The organism is Paraburkholderia phenoliruptrix, from assembly GCF_019511605.1.
GTDB classification, from domain to species: Bacteria; Pseudomonadota; Gammaproteobacteria; order Burkholderiales; family Burkholderiaceae; genus Paraburkholderia; species Paraburkholderia phenoliruptrix_A.
In genome coordinates this window covers 212118-228579 of sequence record NZ_JAEUAV010000006.1, presented here as the reverse complement: position 1 = coordinate 228579, position 16462 = coordinate 212118, and the positions used below count along the sequence as shown (strand labels likewise).

At 62.6% G+C, this 16462-nt stretch carries 15 protein-coding genes; 6 read left to right on the top strand and 9 right to left on the bottom strand.

Features of this window, described 5'->3' with window-relative positions; translation table 11 throughout:
• Positions 1-15 precede the first annotated feature (15 nt).
• A complete protein-coding gene (locus JNB89_RS11460) occupies positions 16-1266 on the bottom strand; it encodes an MFS transporter (RefSeq protein ID WP_220362258.1) in 1251 nt (416 codons plus the stop codon).
• 69 nt (positions 1267-1335) lie between these two features.
• Here JNB89_RS11460 and JNB89_RS11455 point away from each other — a divergent pair, with 69 nt between their 5' ends.
• From JNB89_RS11455 to JNB89_RS11435, 5 genes are all read left to right on the top strand, one after another.
• A complete protein-coding gene (locus tag JNB89_RS11455) occupies positions 1336-2259 on the top strand; it encodes a LysR family transcriptional regulator (RefSeq protein WP_223216730.1) in 924 nt (307 codons plus the stop codon).
• A gap of 218 nt (positions 2260-2477) precedes the next feature.
• On the top strand, positions 2478-2945 hold the full coding sequence (locus JNB89_RS11450) for a PRC-barrel domain-containing protein (protein ID WP_220362257.1): 468 nt from the start codon (positions 2478-2480) through the stop codon (positions 2943-2945).
• Between the two features lie 66 nt (positions 2946-3011).
• Positions 3012-3347: a hypothetical protein gene (locus JNB89_RS11445; protein WP_220362256.1), complete on the top strand. Its 336-nt coding sequence runs from the start codon at positions 3012-3014 to the stop codon at positions 3345-3347.
• Positions 3348-3572: 225 nt separating this feature from the next.
• Entirely contained in the window at positions 3573-4871 is a 1299-nt protein-coding gene (locus JNB89_RS11440) for an MFS transporter (RefSeq protein WP_220362255.1), read from the top strand.
• A 78-nt stretch (positions 4872-4949) separates the two neighbouring features.
• A complete protein-coding gene (locus JNB89_RS11435) occupies positions 4950-5732 on the top strand; it encodes a substrate-binding domain-containing protein (protein WP_220362254.1) in 783 nt (260 codons plus the stop codon).
• Positions 5733-5788: 56 nt separating this feature from the next.
• Here JNB89_RS11435 and dctA read toward each other — a convergent pair whose 3' ends face one another.
• The gene (gene dctA / locus JNB89_RS11430) at positions 5789-7114 is read right to left on the bottom strand and encodes a C4-dicarboxylate transporter DctA (RefSeq protein ID WP_220362253.1); all 1326 of its coding nucleotides are present in this window, start codon (positions 7112-7114) and stop codon (positions 5789-5791) included.
• Positions 7111-8094: a LysR substrate-binding domain-containing protein gene (locus JNB89_RS11425; RefSeq protein ID WP_013342432.1), complete on the bottom strand. Its 984-nt coding sequence runs from the start codon at positions 8092-8094 to the stop codon at positions 7111-7113. Before JNB89_RS11425 ends, dctA begins: the two co-directional genes overlap by 4 nt.
• 291 nt (positions 8095-8385) lie before the next feature.
• Between JNB89_RS11425 and JNB89_RS11420 the strand changes: the two genes are divergently transcribed.
• Positions 8386-9627, top strand: a complete 1242-nt coding sequence (locus tag JNB89_RS11420; protein ID WP_220362252.1) for a cystathionine gamma-synthase family protein — start codon at positions 8386-8388, stop codon at positions 9625-9627.
• 89 nt (positions 9628-9716) lie between these two features.
• On the opposite strand, the gene JNB89_RS11415 is transcribed toward JNB89_RS11420, so the two are convergent.
• From JNB89_RS11415 to JNB89_RS11390, 6 genes are all read right to left on the bottom strand, one after another.
• Positions 9717-10544, bottom strand: a complete 828-nt coding sequence (locus JNB89_RS11415) for an ABC transporter permease (protein ID WP_220362251.1) — start codon at positions 10542-10544, stop codon at positions 9717-9719.
• A 24-nt stretch (positions 10545-10568) separates the two neighbouring features.
• Positions 10569-11822 (bottom strand): ABC transporter permease, encoded by a 1254-nt coding sequence (locus tag JNB89_RS11410; protein WP_220362250.1) that lies wholly within the window; start codon positions 11820-11822, stop codon positions 10569-10571.
• 29 nt (positions 11823-11851) lie between these two features.
• Entirely contained in the window at positions 11852-12898 is a 1047-nt protein-coding gene (locus tag JNB89_RS11405; RefSeq protein ID WP_220362249.1) for an ABC transporter substrate-binding protein, read from the bottom strand.
• A 1-nt stretch (position 12899) separates the two neighbouring features.
• Entirely contained in the window at positions 12900-14081 is a 1182-nt protein-coding gene (locus JNB89_RS11400; protein WP_220362248.1) for an ABC transporter ATP-binding protein, read from the bottom strand.
• Between the two features lie 21 nt (positions 14082-14102).
• A complete protein-coding gene (locus JNB89_RS11395; RefSeq protein WP_220362247.1) occupies positions 14103-15239 on the bottom strand; it encodes an SRPBCC family protein in 1137 nt (378 codons plus the stop codon).
• A gap of 136 nt (positions 15240-15375) precedes the next feature.
• Positions 15376-16302, bottom strand: coding sequence for a LysR family transcriptional regulator (locus tag JNB89_RS11390; RefSeq protein ID WP_013342439.1), 927 nt, complete (start codon positions 16300-16302; stop codon positions 15376-15378).
• Between the last annotated feature and the right edge of the window lie 160 nt (positions 16303-16462).

Here is a 16462-nt window from a genome sequence, read left to right as displayed (position 1 = left end):
GGGAAGGGGCGGTGTTCAGCAGCGCGGGTCGGCAACCGAGCCCGTTTGCGACGAGCGCGCAGACGGCGCGGTCTGCCATACATGCAGCACGTTGGCTGTGAGCGCAAAGGCAGCCGCGGCGATGCAGATGCCGGTCCAGTGGCCGAGCGCCCACGCCGGGCCGGCGAGCAGCGCACCGATTGCACTGCCGACAAAAAACAGTCCGGTAAACAGGCCGTTCACCCGGCCGCGCGCCTGCGGGTTCAGCAGATTGACCGCGCGCCGCCCCATTGCCTGATCGCCGATCACGCCGAGATCGAGCAGCAGCGCTGCAACCACGAGTAGCGCAAGCGATACCGCGGGCGGCAGGCTCTCGCTGCCGCCAAGCAAGCCGATGCCGGCCGCAACCACCACGATAGTGTGAAAGGCGATGGTGGCCTGCCGGTCGAGACCACGGTCGCCGAGGCGTCCCGCGACCGGCGCGATGATCGTGCTGCCCGCTCCCGCCAGCGCAAAGAGGCCGATGCCGAGATGCCCTAGCCGCAGCGGCGCGTTCGCGAGCTTCAGGGCAACGCTCGTCCAGAACAGGTTGAACGACACCATTAGCAAGCCTTGATAGAGCGCGCGGCGCCGCAGCACCGGTTCGTCACGGACCAGATGCAGCAGCGAGCCGAGCAGCGCGCCATACGAGCTTTGATGAAGCGGCCGCCGCTCGGGCAGATGCGTCCAGAGCCACGCGGACATCGCGGCGAGCGCGGCGGCGTCGATCGCATAGTAGCTGCGCCATCCGAAGGCGCCAGCGATCAGGCTCGCCGCCGGCCGCGACAGCAACACGCCGACCATCAGCCCGCTCATCACGTCGCCGACCACGCGGCCGCGCTCGGCCTCCGGCGCTTGCGATGCGACGACCGGCACAAGCATCTGGATCGCGCTCGAGGTCAGGCCGACGCAAAACGACGCGGCGAGGAAGGCTACCGGATCGCGCGAAGCCGCAAGCACGGCGAGCGACAGCACCTGCGCGCCGAGCGTCGCGATAATGAGCCGCCTGTTCGGCAACAGGTCGACGAGCGGCACGAGAAGCAGCAACCCGGCGGCGTAGCCGGTCAAGGTGAGCATGGTCACCATGTTGGCCCACGCGCCGAGCCCGACCGATGTGGCGAGATCGTTCACGAGCGCCTGCGAAGCGTACAAGCCGAGCACCGCAATGCCGACTGCAATCGCGTAGGGGCGCGTGGCGACCGACGCGGGCGCAGCAGCAGCGGCAGCGCTTTCTTCGTTGTGAGACATGCGCGGACTCCGTGAGGTCGATGCTGCGTATGCTACTCGCGCCGACCTGATAGATAATCGGGAGGAAAAATGACTCTTTCTCCCGCAAAAATGGATAATGGATCGCTGCGCGACCTGGAAGTGTTCGTCGCGATTGCCGAGGAAGGCAACCTGACCGGCGCGGCCCGGCGGCTCGACCGCTCGTTGCAGGCGGTTAGCCGTTCGCTGCAGGTACTCGAGCGCGAAGCCGGCACCTTGCTGGTCGCGCGCACCACGCGCCAGTGCCGTTTGACCACGCCAGGCGAGCAGTTCTATGCGCGCGTCAAGCAGGTGCTCGCCGATCTGGCGATGGCGCGCGCCGAACTCGCGGAATACGCGACCACAGTGTCGGGGCGCTTGCGCATCTGCGGGCCGACGCTGTTCGGGCCGCGTTATATCGCGCCGCTGCTTGCGGCATTTCTCGCGCGTTATCCGCAGCTCACGGCGTCGCTGGATTTGTCGGAAGAGTACGACGACCCGGCAACCAGCGGCGCGGATGTCACGATCCGCATTGGCGAAACCCCTGACTCGAATCTTGTTGCACGGCGGCTCGGCACGATACGCCGAGTCACGTTCGCGTCGCCGGCTTACCTCGAGGCGCGCGGGCGTCCGCTGCGGCCCGCGGATCTGAAGCAGCACGATTGCGTGGTCCGCTCCGCTTTGCCGGAGGCATCGCTGTGGCGCTACCGCAGCAAACGCGGCGAGGAGGAAGCGGTACAGGTGCGCGGCCGCTTCGAAAGCAACAGCACGGCGGCCATCAACGAGGCGGTGGTGAGCGGCCTTGGCATCGGCCGGGCGGCGTACTGGCAGATCGGCGAACTGGTGCAGCAGCGGCGCGTGGAATTGATTCTGACCGACTACGAGCTGTCGCCACTGCCGCTGCAGGCGCTGTGGCTGCCCACGCGGCGCCTGCCGGCGCGCACGCGTCTTTTCGTCGAGTTTCTCGCGGCGCGGCTCGAAAGCGTGGCGCTCTAGCGCGGCCGGTGGAATTCAATCGGCGCGCTTGCAGGTCGCGTAGCCTCGTTCCGACCGCTAGAAATCTTTACGCGCTCTTCGCATTGTCTGTTCTCAACTGCGCTCGCCGGCGCTTAGCAGCGCTCAATGGCGCGCCTCATGTCGGCACGCGCGGCTGTGCCAGCGCGGGCATAGTCGTTGCGGGTCAACGTCCACACCTATTAAACGTGGAGGACATCATGAGCACATTAGACCCGCAAGGCACTGCATCGGGCGCGGGTGGTGCGGACATTGTCGGCAGTGGCGTCGGAGAAGGCCCGGGACCGGAGGTCATGGCGGCGGCGACCCTCGACGACACGCAGGTCATTTCATCGGACGGAGAAGACGTCGGCAAGATTTCCGACATCATGCTCGACGTGCGCAGCGGCAGGATTGCCTATGCGGTGCTGTCCGAAGGCGGTTTTCTGGGCATGGGCGCCAACCTGCATGCGATACCCTGGAATGCACTCACGCTGGATACCGACGCGAAGTGCTTTCGTGTAAGCATCGACGCGCAACGCATCAAGGACGATCCAGGCTTCGACAAGGATCACTGGCCTTCAATGGCGGATGCGACGTGGGGCGCCACCATCCATCAGTACTACAACCGCGACCCGTACTGGTCATCCACGCGCGGCGCGCAAGACCTGCCTGCGGGCGACATCTGAAATCTGACCATGATTGCCGGCCTGCGCGGAGGCGGGCCGGCGTTGGTTCTATCGAGGGAGGTAAGCATGAAGACGGTACAGAAAGCAGTGCTTTGCTCGGCGTGTGTGCTGGCATTGGCCGGCACGGCATTCGCACAAGGTGCGGGCGGCGGTGGCGGCGGGGGCGGTAGCGGCAGCGGCGGCACGAGCGTTGGCGCAGGCGGCGCCGGCGTGAACGGGGCCAATGGTGCGGGCCAGGGCGGTGCGGGCATGAATCCGCCCAATACAGGCGGTGCGGGCGGTGCAGGCGGCTCGAGCTCCATGTCGAAAGGCGGCAAGTCGACGACCGCGCCCACGCGAATGCCACAAAGCGGCGCACATGCGAAGGGGGCGTCGGACACGGCTGCATCGACCGCACAGTGAGGAGCCGTTGCGCGGCAGAACGGGGTTGCCGCGCAACGCGCCGCCGCTAGAAAAAAATGGCGCCGGACAAGCCGCCGGGCAGTGCGCATACCGCCCACGATTGATAACCAGCCAACATCAATCGTTCGAAAGATTGCACTTATCGTTTTGCCGGCGACAAGACATCATTCCTGAAACGGCAAAGTGCGGACCACCGCATGTTGCAGGATTTCAGGAGACACATCGATGCACCCCTCGCCTTCCACTCTTGCGCCCGGACGTTCCAAGGCCGCGGCGGTTTTCCGCGTGACCGCCGGGAATTTCCTCGAGCAGTTCGATTTCTTTCTCTTTGGTTTCTATGCGACGCAGATTGCCGGCGTCTTTTTTCCGTCCGGCAGCGAATTCGCCTCGTTGATGATGACGTTCGCCGTCTTCGGCGCCGGTTTCCTGATGCGGCCGCTGGGCGCGATCGTGCTCGGCGCGTACATCGACGACGTGGGCCGCCGCAAGGGCCTGATCGTCACGCTCTCCATCATGGCGAGCGGCACGATCCTGATTGCGTTCGTACCGGGCTACTCGACAATCGGCCTTCTGGCGCCCGCGCTGGTGCTGGTGGGCCGGCTGCTGCAAGGCTTCTCCGCAGGCGCCGAGCTGGGCGGCGTGTCGGTGTATCTCGCCGAAATGGCGACGCCCGGCCGCAAGGGTTTCTTCACGAGCTGGCAGTCGGCAAGCCAGCAGGTGGCGATTGTCGTCGCCGCGGGCCTCGGCTTTGCGCTCAACCAGTGGCTCGACGCGTCCGCCATTGCGGCCTGGGGCTGGCGCGTTCCGTTCTTCGTCGGATGCATGATCGTGCCGTTCATCTTCCTGCTGCGCCGTAATCTGGAGGAGACGCAGGAGTTCAAGGCGCGCCGGCATCGCCCGAGCATGGGCGAAGTGTTCCGCACACTGGGGCAGAACTGGGCCGTGGTGATTGCCGGCATGATGCTGGTCGCAATGACCACCGCGAGCTTCTATCTCATCACGGTCTATGCGCCGACTTTCGGCAAGACCGTCCTGCACTTGAGCACCGCGGACAGTCTGCTGGTCACGCTGTGTGTCGCCGTGTCGAACTTCGTGTGGCTTCCTGTTGGCGGAGCGCTTTCCGACAGGATCGGCCGCCGGCCGCTGCTCGTCGGCATGACGCTGCTCGCCATTGCCACGGCCTACCCGGCGCTGTCGCTGCTCGCTCACGCGCCGAGCTTCATCAACATGCTGCTGGTGCTGCTCTGGCTGTCGTTCATGTACGGCATGTACAACGGTGCGATGATCGTCGCACTCACGGAAGTGATGCCGGTGCAGGTGCGAGTCGCGGGCTTCTCGCTTGCCTATAGTCTCGCAACGGCGGTGTTCGGCGGCTTTACGCCGGCCATCTCGACAGCGCTCATTCACATGACTGGCGACAAGGCCGCGCCCGGCTACTGGATGAGCTTTGCCGCGGTATGCGCGCTTCTCGCGACGTTCGCGCTGTATCGCCGCCGCGCACCGACGCTGACGCCGGCACATTGATTCGCGTGCCGCTGCGCCGCCACGTGGTTGCGTCGCGGCGCCTGTTCAAACTCACATCATCCGACACACATTCCGATCATGAGAAACCTGCTTCTGAAATTCTGCGCGGCAGCACTGGTCGCGACGACGGCTGCCACGGCGAACGTGCAGGCCGCCGACCTGCACGTCATGAGCTCCGGCGGCTTTACTGCCGCGTACAAGGCGCTCGGGCCCAGGTTTGCATCCGAAACGGGCAACACGCTCGAAACCGCGCTCGGCCCGTCGATGGGCAAGTCCGCCGAAGCAATTCCGAACCGGCTGGAACGCGGCGAGCCCGCGGACGCCGTGATCATGGTCGGCTATGCACTGGACGACCTGATCCAGAAGGGCAAGGTGATTCCCGGATCGCGTGTCGAGCTGGCCGATTCGCGCATCGGCATGGTTGTGCGCGAAGGCGCGGCGAAGCCTGACATCAGCTCGCCCGAAGGTTTGCGGCAGACGCTGCTGCATGCGAAGTCCATCGCTTACTCGGACAGCGCGAGCGGTGTCTATATCGAGCGGGAGTTGTTCAAGAAGCTCGGCATTGAAGATCAGGTCAAGGCGAAGAGCCAGAAAATTCAGCGGATTCCGGTGGCCTCGGTGGTGGCGAACGGCGACTACGAAATTGGCTTCCAGCAGGTGAGCGAATTGCTGCCGGTGAAGGGCGTGACGTTCGTCGGCAAGATTCCCGAGTCGCTACAGTCGGTCACGCGTTTCGCCGCCGGCATTCCCGTCGCCGCGCAGCATCCGAAGGAAGCGAAAGCGCTGCTCGACTATCTGGCTTCGCCCGGCGTACAAGCCGAAGTGAGATCGACCGGGCTCGATACTGTTTCCACTCATTGAGTTGCCGGACGTAAGGAAGGCTTGCCGTCGCCCCGTGGCGCATCGTGCGCCAGGCATCAGCGGCCTTCCTGTGACTGCGCCGGGGTATCACTTGCCGGGTCCTTCGCAGCGTTCGCGCCGTCGCGCGTTGCCGAGCCAAGCATCTGCGCTAGACGCGTACGGTCACAAGCGCCTTCCCACATCGACACAAAGATCACCGCGCACGCGTTGCTGATTACGCTCGTGAGCGCGCGGGCCTCGGACATGAAGCGGTCGATGCCCACCAGCAGCGCCACACCGGCCACCGGTAGATCGGGAAGCACCGTGAGCGTCGCAACCAACGCGACGAGCCCGCTGCCCGACACGCCTGCCGCTCCCTTCGAGGTGACCAGCATGACCGCCAGCATCATGGCGATCTGCGTCGCCGAAAGCGGCACGTCGCACGCTTGCGCAATGAACATGGATGCGAGCGTCAAATAGATCGCGGTGCCGTCGAGATTGAATGAATAGCCGGCGGGCAGCACCAGTCCCACCACGCCCCTTTCGCAGCCAAGCGCCTCGAGCTTGGCGATCAGGCGCGGCAGCACCGGCTCCGTCGACGACGTCGCGAGAACGATCAGCAATTCCTCGCGCACATAGCGCAGCAGCCGCCATAGCGCGAATCCGTGCAGCCGTGCGAGCGGAGCGAGCACCAGCGCGATGAACAGCAGACACGCCACGTAGAAGGCCCCCATCAGCATGCCGAGCGAGCCGACCGAGCGGATGCCGAAGCGGCCCACGGTGAACGCCATCGCGCCGAATGCGCCCAGCGGGGCGAGCCGCATGATCATCGCGAGAATGCGGAACAACGTCTGCGCAATGCCGTCGATCAGCACGAGCACCGGCCTTGCAGCGTTCGGATACGCATTGAGCGAAAATCCGAACAGCAGCGAGAGCAGCAATACCGGCAGAACCTCGCCTTTGTCGAAGGCGCCAAGCATCGTTTCGGGAATGACGCCGAGCGCAAATGCGACAAGGCCATGCGGCTGCGCACTCTTCACGTATTGCGCCAGCACGCTCGCATCCAGATGATGCACGTCGATATGCATGCCCGCACCCGGCCGCAGCACGAAAGCGGTCACAAGTCCGAACGCGAGCGCCACGGCAGTGAGCAAATAGAAGAGTGCCAATGCCTGGAAGATCGTGCGGCCTACCGCCTTACCGCTTGCGAGCGACGTAATGCCCGAGACGATCGTGCAGAAGACGATCGGCGCGATCATCATGCGCACGAGGCCGACGAATCCGTCGCTGAGCGGTTTGAGCAAGGCGCCCGCGTGCGGCACGAAATGGCCGAGCGCCATGCCGGCAAGCATGCCCAGCAGAACCTGCAGGTACAGCGAACGCAGCGGTCTTGCCCACCTCACGGTGTATTTTTCCTGGCAGGCTGTCTTTTCGCAGGGACGCTTTTCGCAGATGCGCGATTGCCCGGCGCATCGCTCTTCGCAAGGCCGCCGCGCTTGAGTTCGACAATCGTTTTGTGAAACTCCTGCGCGGCCGGCGTCAGCGGACGTCCGCGGCGTCTTACGATTCCAACGCGGCGCTTCACCACCGGCTCAACGAGCGGCACACTCGTGAGGATCGGATGATCGCGTCCGGGCATGGCCATAGAGGGCACCGCGGCAACCCCGAGCCCCGCTTCTATCAGGCCGAGCATGGTGGTGACATGGCGCGTTTCGCAGACGCTCGGTGCGCGCGGCGCTACCGCCGAGAGCGCCTGGTCGAGCAGCAGGCGGTTGCCCGAAGTCTTGTCCACAGAAACGTACTCGTGCTCGTAAAGCTCGCTCCAGGTCACGCGCCTTTTGCCAGCCAGCGGATGATCGCGGCGGCACGCTGCAACAAAGCGCTCCTCAAGCAGCATCTTGAACTCGAGCTCGGGTTCCTGGCTGCCCATGAAGCTCACGCCGAAATCCGCCTCGCCGCTGATAACGGCGCCCAGCACTTCGTTCGCGCTCGAATCCAGCAGCTTCACGCGGATGCGCGGAAAGCGGCGATGATAGCTCTCGATCACGGCCGGCAAAAAATAGTAGGCCACGGACGGCACGCAGGCGATAGTCACATGCCCGAGGCGGCTCGACGAAACATCGCGAATGCCGAGCAGCGCGACGTCGAGATCGTCGAGGAGTTGTTCCGCACTCGGGGCGAACACGCGGCCGACGGTGGTGAGCGTGACACTGCGCGTGGTGCGCTCGAACAGACGCACGCCAAGTGCTCCCTCGAGCTTTTCGATGCGGCGGCTCAGGGCGGGCTGGGAGATGCTGACCGCTTCGGCGGCCTTGCGAAAGCTCCCTAACTCCACCACTGCGCGAAACGCCTGCAAGTCATTCAAATCGAAGTTCACACCCACGGGGCACCCTCCACATCCTGGATGCGCACATTTTGCATGACGCGGAGTCAGGCGGCCATCATGAAGTACCCGCGCGATCTTCGAGCGCTCACGTGCGCGCAGTAGCGTTTCGCCGTCCCGTTTCGCCGCCGCAGCGGCGGCGACGGCCCACGCGGCCCAGTCGGGCAGCGGCCGCAGAGCGCATAATATGCAGATCCCAATACGAAACCCCAGGAGCAGCGACGAAGATCGCATGACCGCGGGTTAGCGGCCATAATGTGCCGCTGCAATCGACTTCAGAGGCGAAAAACGATGGACAAGCAAGGCTTCACCACGAGCATCGTGCATGGCGACAGAATTGCGGGCACCGAATTCGGCGACGTGCGCCAGCCGATTCACACGTCCGTGCAATACGGCTTTGAGCGCGTGGAAGATCTGATCGGCGTGTTCCAGGGCACGCGCAAAGGCGGCTTTAACTACGCGCGCCAAGGCACACCCACCACAGCGGCACTCGAGCGCAAGATTACAAGCCTGGAAGAGGGCGTCGGGACCGTCTGCTTCGGCACGGGCATGGCTGCAATTACGGCGACCTTTCTGACGCTTTTGCGCGCCGGCGATCACCTCGTGTCGAGCCAGTACGTGTTCGGCAACACGAACAGCCTGTTCGGCACGTTGCGCGGCTTCGGTATTGAAGTCACGACTGTCGATGCAGGCGACGCGGAGAATGTGAAAAATGCGCTACGGCCGAATACGCGCATGGTGTTCGTCGAAAGCGTCGCCAATCCCGGTACGCAGATTCCGGATTTGCAGCGCATTGGCGAGCTGTGCCGCGAGCGCGCGATCGCTTATGTGGTCGATAACACGATTACGTCGCCGGCATTGTTCCGGCCGAAAGCCGTCGGCGCCAGTCTCGTCATCAATTCGCTGACCAAGACGATTGCGGGTCATGGCGCCGCGCTCGGCGGCGCGGTTACCGACACGGGCGCGTTCGACTGGAGCGCCTATCCGAACATTGCAGACGACTATCGGCGTGCAGCGCCCAAAGAGCAGGGTCTGCTGCAGATTCGCAAGAAGGGTTTGCGCGACATGGGGGCGTCGTTGTCGTCCGAGCACGCGCACTCCATCGCGATGGGCGCTGAAACGCTTGCGCTGCGTGTGAAGCAAAGCAGCGACAATGCGCTGGCACTCGCGCGTTTCCTGGAGAAACATGAAGCTGTCGGAAAAGTGTTCTATCCGGGGTTGGAGAGTCATCCGCAATACGGCATCGCGCAGGCGCTCTTCAAGGGCGCGTCGTGGCTGCTGTCGTTCGAATTGCGCGACGCCGGGCGCATGGCGGAGGTTGTCAACGCACTCAAATTGCCGATCAAGGCAACGGGGCTAGGCGACACGCGCACGCTGATCATTCCCGTCGCGCCGACTATTTTCTTCGAAGCCGGAGCCGAAACGCGCAAGGCTATGGGCATTTCGGACGGAATGCTGCGGCTGTCGGTGGGTATCGAGGATATTGACGATCTGATCGCGGATTTCTCGCAGGCGCTGAAGGCGGCGGGTTGATGTGCGATTCGTCAGCGCGCTGACACGAGTCATGCAGAAGCGGTGAGACGCGAATACGCGAGCGCTACCTGGGTGCGCAACGGTTGCACTCAGGTTAGCGCCTGATTCGCCGCCGCCGCCCGCGCGCGCAACCAGTTGATGCTGGCAAAGAGCAGCACTGCAAAGACAATCAGCATGGTGGCGACCGCGAGAATGGACGGATCGATCGAGTCGCGAATGCCGCTCCACATCTGGCGCGGCACGGTTTTCTGATCCGGTCCGCCGATGAACAGAATGACGATGACTTCATCGAACGACGTTGCGAACGCAAACACGCTGCCCGTTGCAACAGCGGGCGTGATGAGCGGCAAGGTCACGCGACTGAACGCGGTCCACGGTTTCGCGCCCAGACCCGAGGCGGCGCGCAACAGGCTCTGGTCGAACGACAGCAGCGATGCCGTCACCGTAATCACGACAAACGGCGTGCCGAGCGCCGCATGCGCGAGCACCACGCCGGGGTACGAGTTCACCAGCCCAAGCGGCGCGAAAATCAGATAGAAGCCGGCGGCTACCACGACGATCGGCACGATCATCGGCGAAACGATGATCGGCATGATGAGCGAGCGCAGCGGGAACTGTGAGCGCGACAGCCCCAACGCAGCGAGCGTGCCGAGACACGTTGCAATCAGCGTTGACGCCGCGCCAATGCCGACGCTGTTCAACAACGCGCGCTGCCAGTCGGCGCTCGTCAAGGCCTGCTCGTACCATCGGAGCGAAAAGCCCTGCATCGGATATGAGAAATACGAGCCCGAATTGAAAGAGAGCGGAATGATGGCGAGGATAGGCGCGATCAGAAAGAACAGCACGAGCGCCGTATGCAAGCGCACCCAGCGCGCGGCGATGCGCTCCGTCAACACCGTGTTGCGTTTGTCTTGCATGAGTGTGTCCTTCGGGCAGGCCGATCAACCGAAACGCAGCCGGTCGATGCCGACGATACGGTTGAACAGGAAGTAAAAGATCGCCGTGAAGATCACGAGATACGCCGACAGCGCGCCCGCAAGTCCCCAGTTGAGCTGAGTGTTGGTTTGCATCGCAATGAGCTGACTGATCATCTCGTCGCCTGCGCCGCCGAGCAGCGCGGGCGTAATGTAATAGCCAAGCGCAAGCACGAATACGAGGAAACATCCGGCGCCCACGCCTGGCAGCGTTTGCGGCATATACACTCGCACGAACGCCGTGAACGGATGCGCACCGAGCGACTTGGCCGCTCGCACATAAACAGGCGAGACGCTTTTCATCACCGAATAGATGGCGAGAATCATGTACGGCAGCAGTACATGCGTCATGCCGATCAGCACGCCCGTGCGATTGAAAATGAGCGGTACTGGATGCGTGGCAAGGCCAAGCCCCGACAACACGCTATTGATTACGCCGCCGGGTTGCAGCAGCACATACCACGCGGTCGTGCGTACGAGCAGCGAGGTCCAGAACGGCACGATCACGAAAAGCATCAGACGGCTACTGCTTTTCGCCGGCAGATTGGCAAGCAGCCACGCGACCGGATAGCCAAGCACGAGGCACAGCAGCGTGACGGTTGCGCTGATCGAAATGGTGCGAATGAATGCTTCGCGATAAACCGACGCGTTAGCGGGCATTGAGGCGACGCCGCCTTGGGGCGTGACTTGCGCATCGACGGCGGCGAGCAGATAGTCGGGCGTTGGCGACTCGGCGGCGCGCTTGAGCAGGCGCCAGACTTCCGGCGAGTTCCATCGTTCGTCGATCTCGATCAACGCGGGTTTCCACGCTGGTGGCGCGGCGTCGTGAAGGTTGCGTGCGGTGCGCATCAACAGACTGCGAAACTCGGGCTGCGCGAAGTTGAGTCTGCGCGCGACCGTGCCGAGTTGCCCGCTTTCCTGAGCCTGCTTCAGGCCTTGGGCAAGCAGCGTGAAGGTGCGTTCGTCCGGTATGCCGTGGCCGTCCCATGCATTCAATGCCTGCGCCAGCGCGGGCATGCTGTCCGGAACCTCATGATTCTGCACGCTGCGTGCGAGAAGCATCGCAATCGGCGCGACGAATGTCGACAACAGAAAGACGATGAGCGGTAACGCGAGCACAAGCGCCCGCACCGATGCGCGCCGTTGCGCTTTGTCATACGATGCGCGGCCATCGATTCTCGCGGGAGAACCGGCGGTCGTTGCATGGATCGATGCGGGCATGTTCGTGATCTCGTTCTGCGTGAAGCGGGTTACTGCGTCAGCCAGACCTGGAAGCGCTTGTTGATCGCATCGGCGTTATCGGCCCAGAAGTTCGCGTTGATCTGCACGGCGCGCTTGAAGTTGTCCGGCGCGGTCGGCATGTCGGCAAGACGCTGCTTGTCGACGAGCGCTACCGCCTGCTTGCGCGGCGGCGCATAGGCGATGTACTTCGCGAGTTCCGCCGATGCCTTGGGCTGCGCTTGCGAGACGATGAACTTCGAGGCGAGATCGGCATGCTTCGCGCCGCTCGGAATGCCCCACCATTCGAAGTCATAAACCTGCGCATCCCACACGGTCTTGAACGGCTTGTGGTCTTTTTTGATTGCGTCGTCGATGCGGCCGTTATAGGCCTGCACCATCACGACCGCGCCGTCGGCCAGCAATTGCGGCGCCTGTGCGCCGGATTCCCACCACACTATGTTCTTCTTGATCGTGTCGAGCTTCTTGAACGCGCGGTCGACGCCAGCGGGAGTACCGAGCACTTTATAGACGTCTTTCGGATCGACACCGTCGGCGATCAACGCCCATTCCATCGCCACCTTCGGCGACTTGCGCAGGCCGCGCTTGCCGGGGAATTTCTGGGTGTCGAAGAAATCGTTGACGGTGGTCGGCGCGCTCTTCAGCTTGCTCGAATCGTACGCGTAGACCGTCGACCACACCATGCTCGCGACCGCACATTCGCTGATTGAACCGGGAATGAAGTCACTGGTGTTGCCGAGCGACTTCTTGTCGAACTTCTTAAGCAGACCTTCGTCGCAAGCGGTGATCGCATCGTTTGTTTCGAGGTCGATCAGGTCCCACGTCGTATTCTTGGCCTGCTCCATTGCCGAGAGCTTGGCGAGACCGCCGTCATACGATTCGAGCGAGAACTGCGTGCCGTTCGCTTGCGTGAACGGGTCCATCCAGGCTTTTTTTGCCGCGGCTTCGAATGCGCCGCCGAACGTGACGACATTCAGCGTTTCCGCTGCTTGCGTTGTCACGCTGGCGAAAGCGAATAAAGCGAGTGCGGCGCATTGTGCTTTGAGTTGAGTGCGCATGTCAGTTGGCTCCTGCAGGTGCGGTCGTGATGAGTGAAGGTGAGGGCGTGGCGGGACTATTGATTTCGATTGCACGGGGCGGTGCGCTCACCGCGAGAATCTTGCAGTCGTCATGACGCCACACGACTTCTATCGTGTCGCCGGACGAAGGAAGCGCATGGCGCTGCGTATTGGGCACTTTCACGACGAGGGAATCGTGTGAGCCGAATTTCAGATGCACGCGATGATGGTCGCCGCAATAAACGAGTTCTTCCACTCGCGCGCGCACGACGTTGTGGTGCTCGTCGGGTTGCAGGCCTTCCGCGCCTGGAATATGGGCACGCTCGGGGCGCAGCGCCAACATGGCCTGGTCGCCTGCGCGCAAACCCTGTTCGTAGCGTCCGCGAATCATGCTGCCGTCTGACAGCGCGAGCGTCGCCCACTTGTCGTCGCAACTCACCACGCGTCCCGTCAACCCATTGTTCTCGCCGACAAAATTGGCAACGAAAGCGTTCTGCGCGTTCTCATAGAGTTCGCTTGGCGTGGCCGCCTGCTGGATGCGGCCGTCGGAGAACACGGCGACGCGGTCGGACATGGTCAACGCTTCGGCCTGATCGTGCGTCACATAGACGATCGTCAGACCCAACTCGCGATGCAGCCGCATGATCTCGTATTGCATGGTTTCGCGCAGACGCTTGTCGAGCGCGCCAAGCGGTTCGTCCATCAGGACGACACTCGGTTCGAATACGAGCGCGCGCGCAAGCGCAACGCGTTGTTGCTGCCCGCCCGAGAGCTGAGCCGGGCGGCGATTGGCCAGATGCGGCAGTTCGATCATGTCGAGCGCACGCTTCACACGCATCTTCTGCTCGCCGCGGCTCACGCGTCGGACCGAAAGCGGAAATGCCACGTTCTCCGCAATCGTCAGATGCGGGAACAACGCATAGTTCTGAAACACCATGCCGATGTCGCGCTGATGCGGCGGCTTGTCGTCGAGCCGCTTGCCGTCGAGCCGAATCTCGCCTTGTGTCGGCGATTCAAAGCCCGCGAGCATCATCAGCGTGGTCGTCTTGCCCGAACCGGAAGGACCCAGCAGCGACAGGAATTCTCCCTTGCGCACATCGAGGTTCAGATCGTCGACGACATAGTTCGCGCCGTCGTACGACTTGCTCACGCCCGAGAACGAGATGAAGGAAGGGTTTGACATCGTGATTGCGTCCTGTCGTTCTTAATGCGATTTCAGCTTGCTCGCGAGATAGCGCGCAAAGTCATAGTTCGGCCGTTCGAGATGACTGAGATGTCCGGGCTTTGCGAGCGGCGCATGCACACCGCGAAAGACCGCTTCCACGCCGCGCCTGTCTTCGGCGTTGACCTCATCGAGCAACTTCTTGAGCGTGGCCATATGTGCGTTCGCTTGCGGGTCGGCGATGAATTCCGGTGCAAGGCCGCCGCCAAAGCGGATATGCACACGGCCGACGCCTTGCGGTTGCAGAACGAGATACCAGAAATAGCCCGGCGTGAGCGTGATCAAATGCGTGGGATAGACGGCTAGCAGCGCGGTGGTCTTGCGCCAGTGCCCGCTCAAACGCGTGTTGTCAGGATGCGCGTTGCCGATGGGTAACGACGCTTCCTTGGTGATCCAGTGATAGTTGAATGCCGCCCGACCCGGCGGGCAATCCATTTCTTCGAGTCGCGAGTGCGGACCTACTGTCGCGCGATGAAGCATCGGCAGGTGATAGCTCTCCATGAAGTTTTCAGCGAGGATCTTCCAGTTGGTATCCCACACGTGTTCTTCATAGAAAGTTTCGATGTAGTCCTGCATGCCGTACGCATCGATCAGCGTGCTCAACTCGGCAAGCTGCTCGCGGACCGGTTGCGCGTTACGGTCGAGCGTGACGTAAATCCAGCCTTGCCATTGCTCGCAACGCACGGCGGGCAACTCGTATTTCTCCTTGCAGAAGCCCTCCTGGCGCTCCATTAAGGGCGCGCCCTTCAATGCGCCGTCGAGCGAGTAATTCCACGCGTGATAGGGACACACGATGCGCCGCACATTGCCGCGTCCTTCCAGCAGCACGGACATGCGATGCAGGCATACGTTGGACATTGCCTTGAGCTGCATCTGCTCGTCGCGCAACACGACGACGGGCTGCGCGCCGATGTGCGCCGTGAGGTAATCGCCGGGCGCTTTCAGCGCACTCGCGCGGCCCACGCACTGCCATTCATGGTCGAAGATATCGCGCTCTTCAAGCGCCAAAAACTCCGGCGACGTGTAGACGCCAGGCGGCATCGCATGCGCGTCGCTGAACGGCCGATCGCAGCCAAGGCGCAATGCGTCGACCAGTTCGCTCAGTGTGGCGTTGTCCATGGCGTTGATTCCTGCGTCCGTTGAGCAAGAGCGCGTGCGGCAACGCGCTCGACATGGACTCAATCTATCAAGCCAATATGCCAGTCAAAATATAGTTTTCGGATACAAAGCAAAGGTTTTGGCTATGCAGCGGCGCTCACGCGTCGATATGCAGCCGCCGTATGTAGTTCTCGCAGAACGAAGCGAAACGATGCACGACCTGCCGGGGTTTCATCGTGCGCGATTGCGCGATGCCGAGCATCGTTGCATTCACATTGTCTTTAAAGCGCTTAATGACGAACTCCTCGCCGTCCACTGTCCGGTTCGATTTGAGCGGGAAGTTCAGCAGGCTATAGCCGAGGCCGTTTGCCACCATGCCGCGGACCACTTCGGGCTGCGACGAACGGAACGCGGGCACGGGCCGGCTGCCCACGGCATCGAACAGCGCCGCAAAGTACTCGCGGCTATGCGGCAGATCGAGCATCACGTATGGCTCCGGCAGTAAGTCCGCGAGCGAGATTCTGCGCGCGCGGGCAAGCCGGTGAGTGCGCGGAAGAATGGCGTACGGCGGCAACGAGAGCAGTGGTGTAAACGCAATGTCCTCGGTGAGATCGAGGCTATAAGTGAGCGCGATGTCCAGCGAGCCGTCGTGCAAGCCGCGCAGCAACTCGTCCTGGTGCGCTTCGACCGTGCGAAACGAAATGCCCGCGTGGTCGTCGGTAAAGCGGGCGATCAGGCGCGGCATTAGCGGAGGCGCGAGCGACACGAGGCAGCCCAACGCGATGGAGCCTGTCATGCCGCCATCCATTTCCTTCGCGGCCATTTGCAGTTCTTCTGCAATCTTCAGCAGATTGCGCGCCTGGCCGAGCAGGTCGCGCCCTGCCTGCGTCAGCGACAGACCGCTTGCGTGATGTCGAATGAACAACTGGACGCCGAAGGACACTTCCAGATCCGCGAGGGCCGTGGAAATGGAAGGCTGCGATATGTGCAGCTTGCGGGCCGCTGCGGTGAAGGACAGCGCTTCCGCCGTGACCACGAAGTAGCGCAACTGGCGCAGCGAATACCGTAGAGGATGACTTTCCATCAAGACGTTTCTTTCCTGAGACCGGATGCGCCGCATTGTGAAGTGAACAAAAAACGTTGCATAGGTAATTCCGATGCATTGCATTTTTTGAAAATATTTTATTGATCCCCCACCGGCGCGTAGATTCTGACGACGCAATAACGCCTCTCGGAAGGACATA

Coding starts and splice junctions, on each gene's coding strand:
- JNB89_RS11395 (WP_220362247.1), bottom strand. CDS start 15,239: ATGGACAACGCCACACTGAGCGAACTGGTCGACGCATTGCGCCTTGGC.
- JNB89_RS11400 (WP_220362248.1), bottom strand. CDS start 14,081: ATGTCAAACCCTTCCTTCATCTCGTTCTCGGGCGTGAGCAAGTCGTAC.
- JNB89_RS11450 (WP_220362257.1), top strand. CDS start 2,478: ATGAGCACATTAGACCCGCAAGGCACTGCATCGGGCGCGGGTGGTGCG.
- JNB89_RS11455 (WP_223216730.1), top strand. CDS start 1,336: ATGACTCTTTCTCCCGCAAAAATGGATAATGGATCGCTGCGCGACCTG.
- JNB89_RS11415 (WP_220362251.1), bottom strand. CDS start 10,544: ATGCAAGACAAACGCAACACGGTGTTGACGGAGCGCATCGCCGCGCGC.
- JNB89_RS11460 (WP_220362258.1), bottom strand. CDS start 1,266: ATGTCTCACAACGAAGAAAGCGCTGCCGCTGCTGCTGCGCCCGCGTCG.
- JNB89_RS11390 (WP_013342439.1), bottom strand. CDS start 16,302: ATGGAAAGTCATCCTCTACGGTATTCGCTGCGCCAGTTGCGCTACTTC.
- JNB89_RS11445 (WP_220362256.1), top strand. CDS start 3,012: ATGAAGACGGTACAGAAAGCAGTGCTTTGCTCGGCGTGTGTGCTGGCA.
- JNB89_RS11410 (WP_220362250.1), bottom strand. CDS start 11,822: ATGCCCGCATCGATCCATGCAACGACCGCCGGTTCTCCCGCGAGAATC.
- JNB89_RS11405 (WP_220362249.1), bottom strand. CDS start 12,898: ATGCGCACTCAACTCAAAGCACAATGCGCCGCACTCGCTTTATTCGCT.
- JNB89_RS11420 (WP_220362252.1), top strand. CDS start 8,386: ATGGACAAGCAAGGCTTCACCACGAGCATCGTGCATGGCGACAGAATT.
- JNB89_RS11440 (WP_220362255.1), top strand. CDS start 3,573: ATGCACCCCTCGCCTTCCACTCTTGCGCCCGGACGTTCCAAGGCCGCG.
- JNB89_RS11435 (WP_220362254.1), top strand. CDS start 4,950: ATGAGAAACCTGCTTCTGAAATTCTGCGCGGCAGCACTGGTCGCGACG.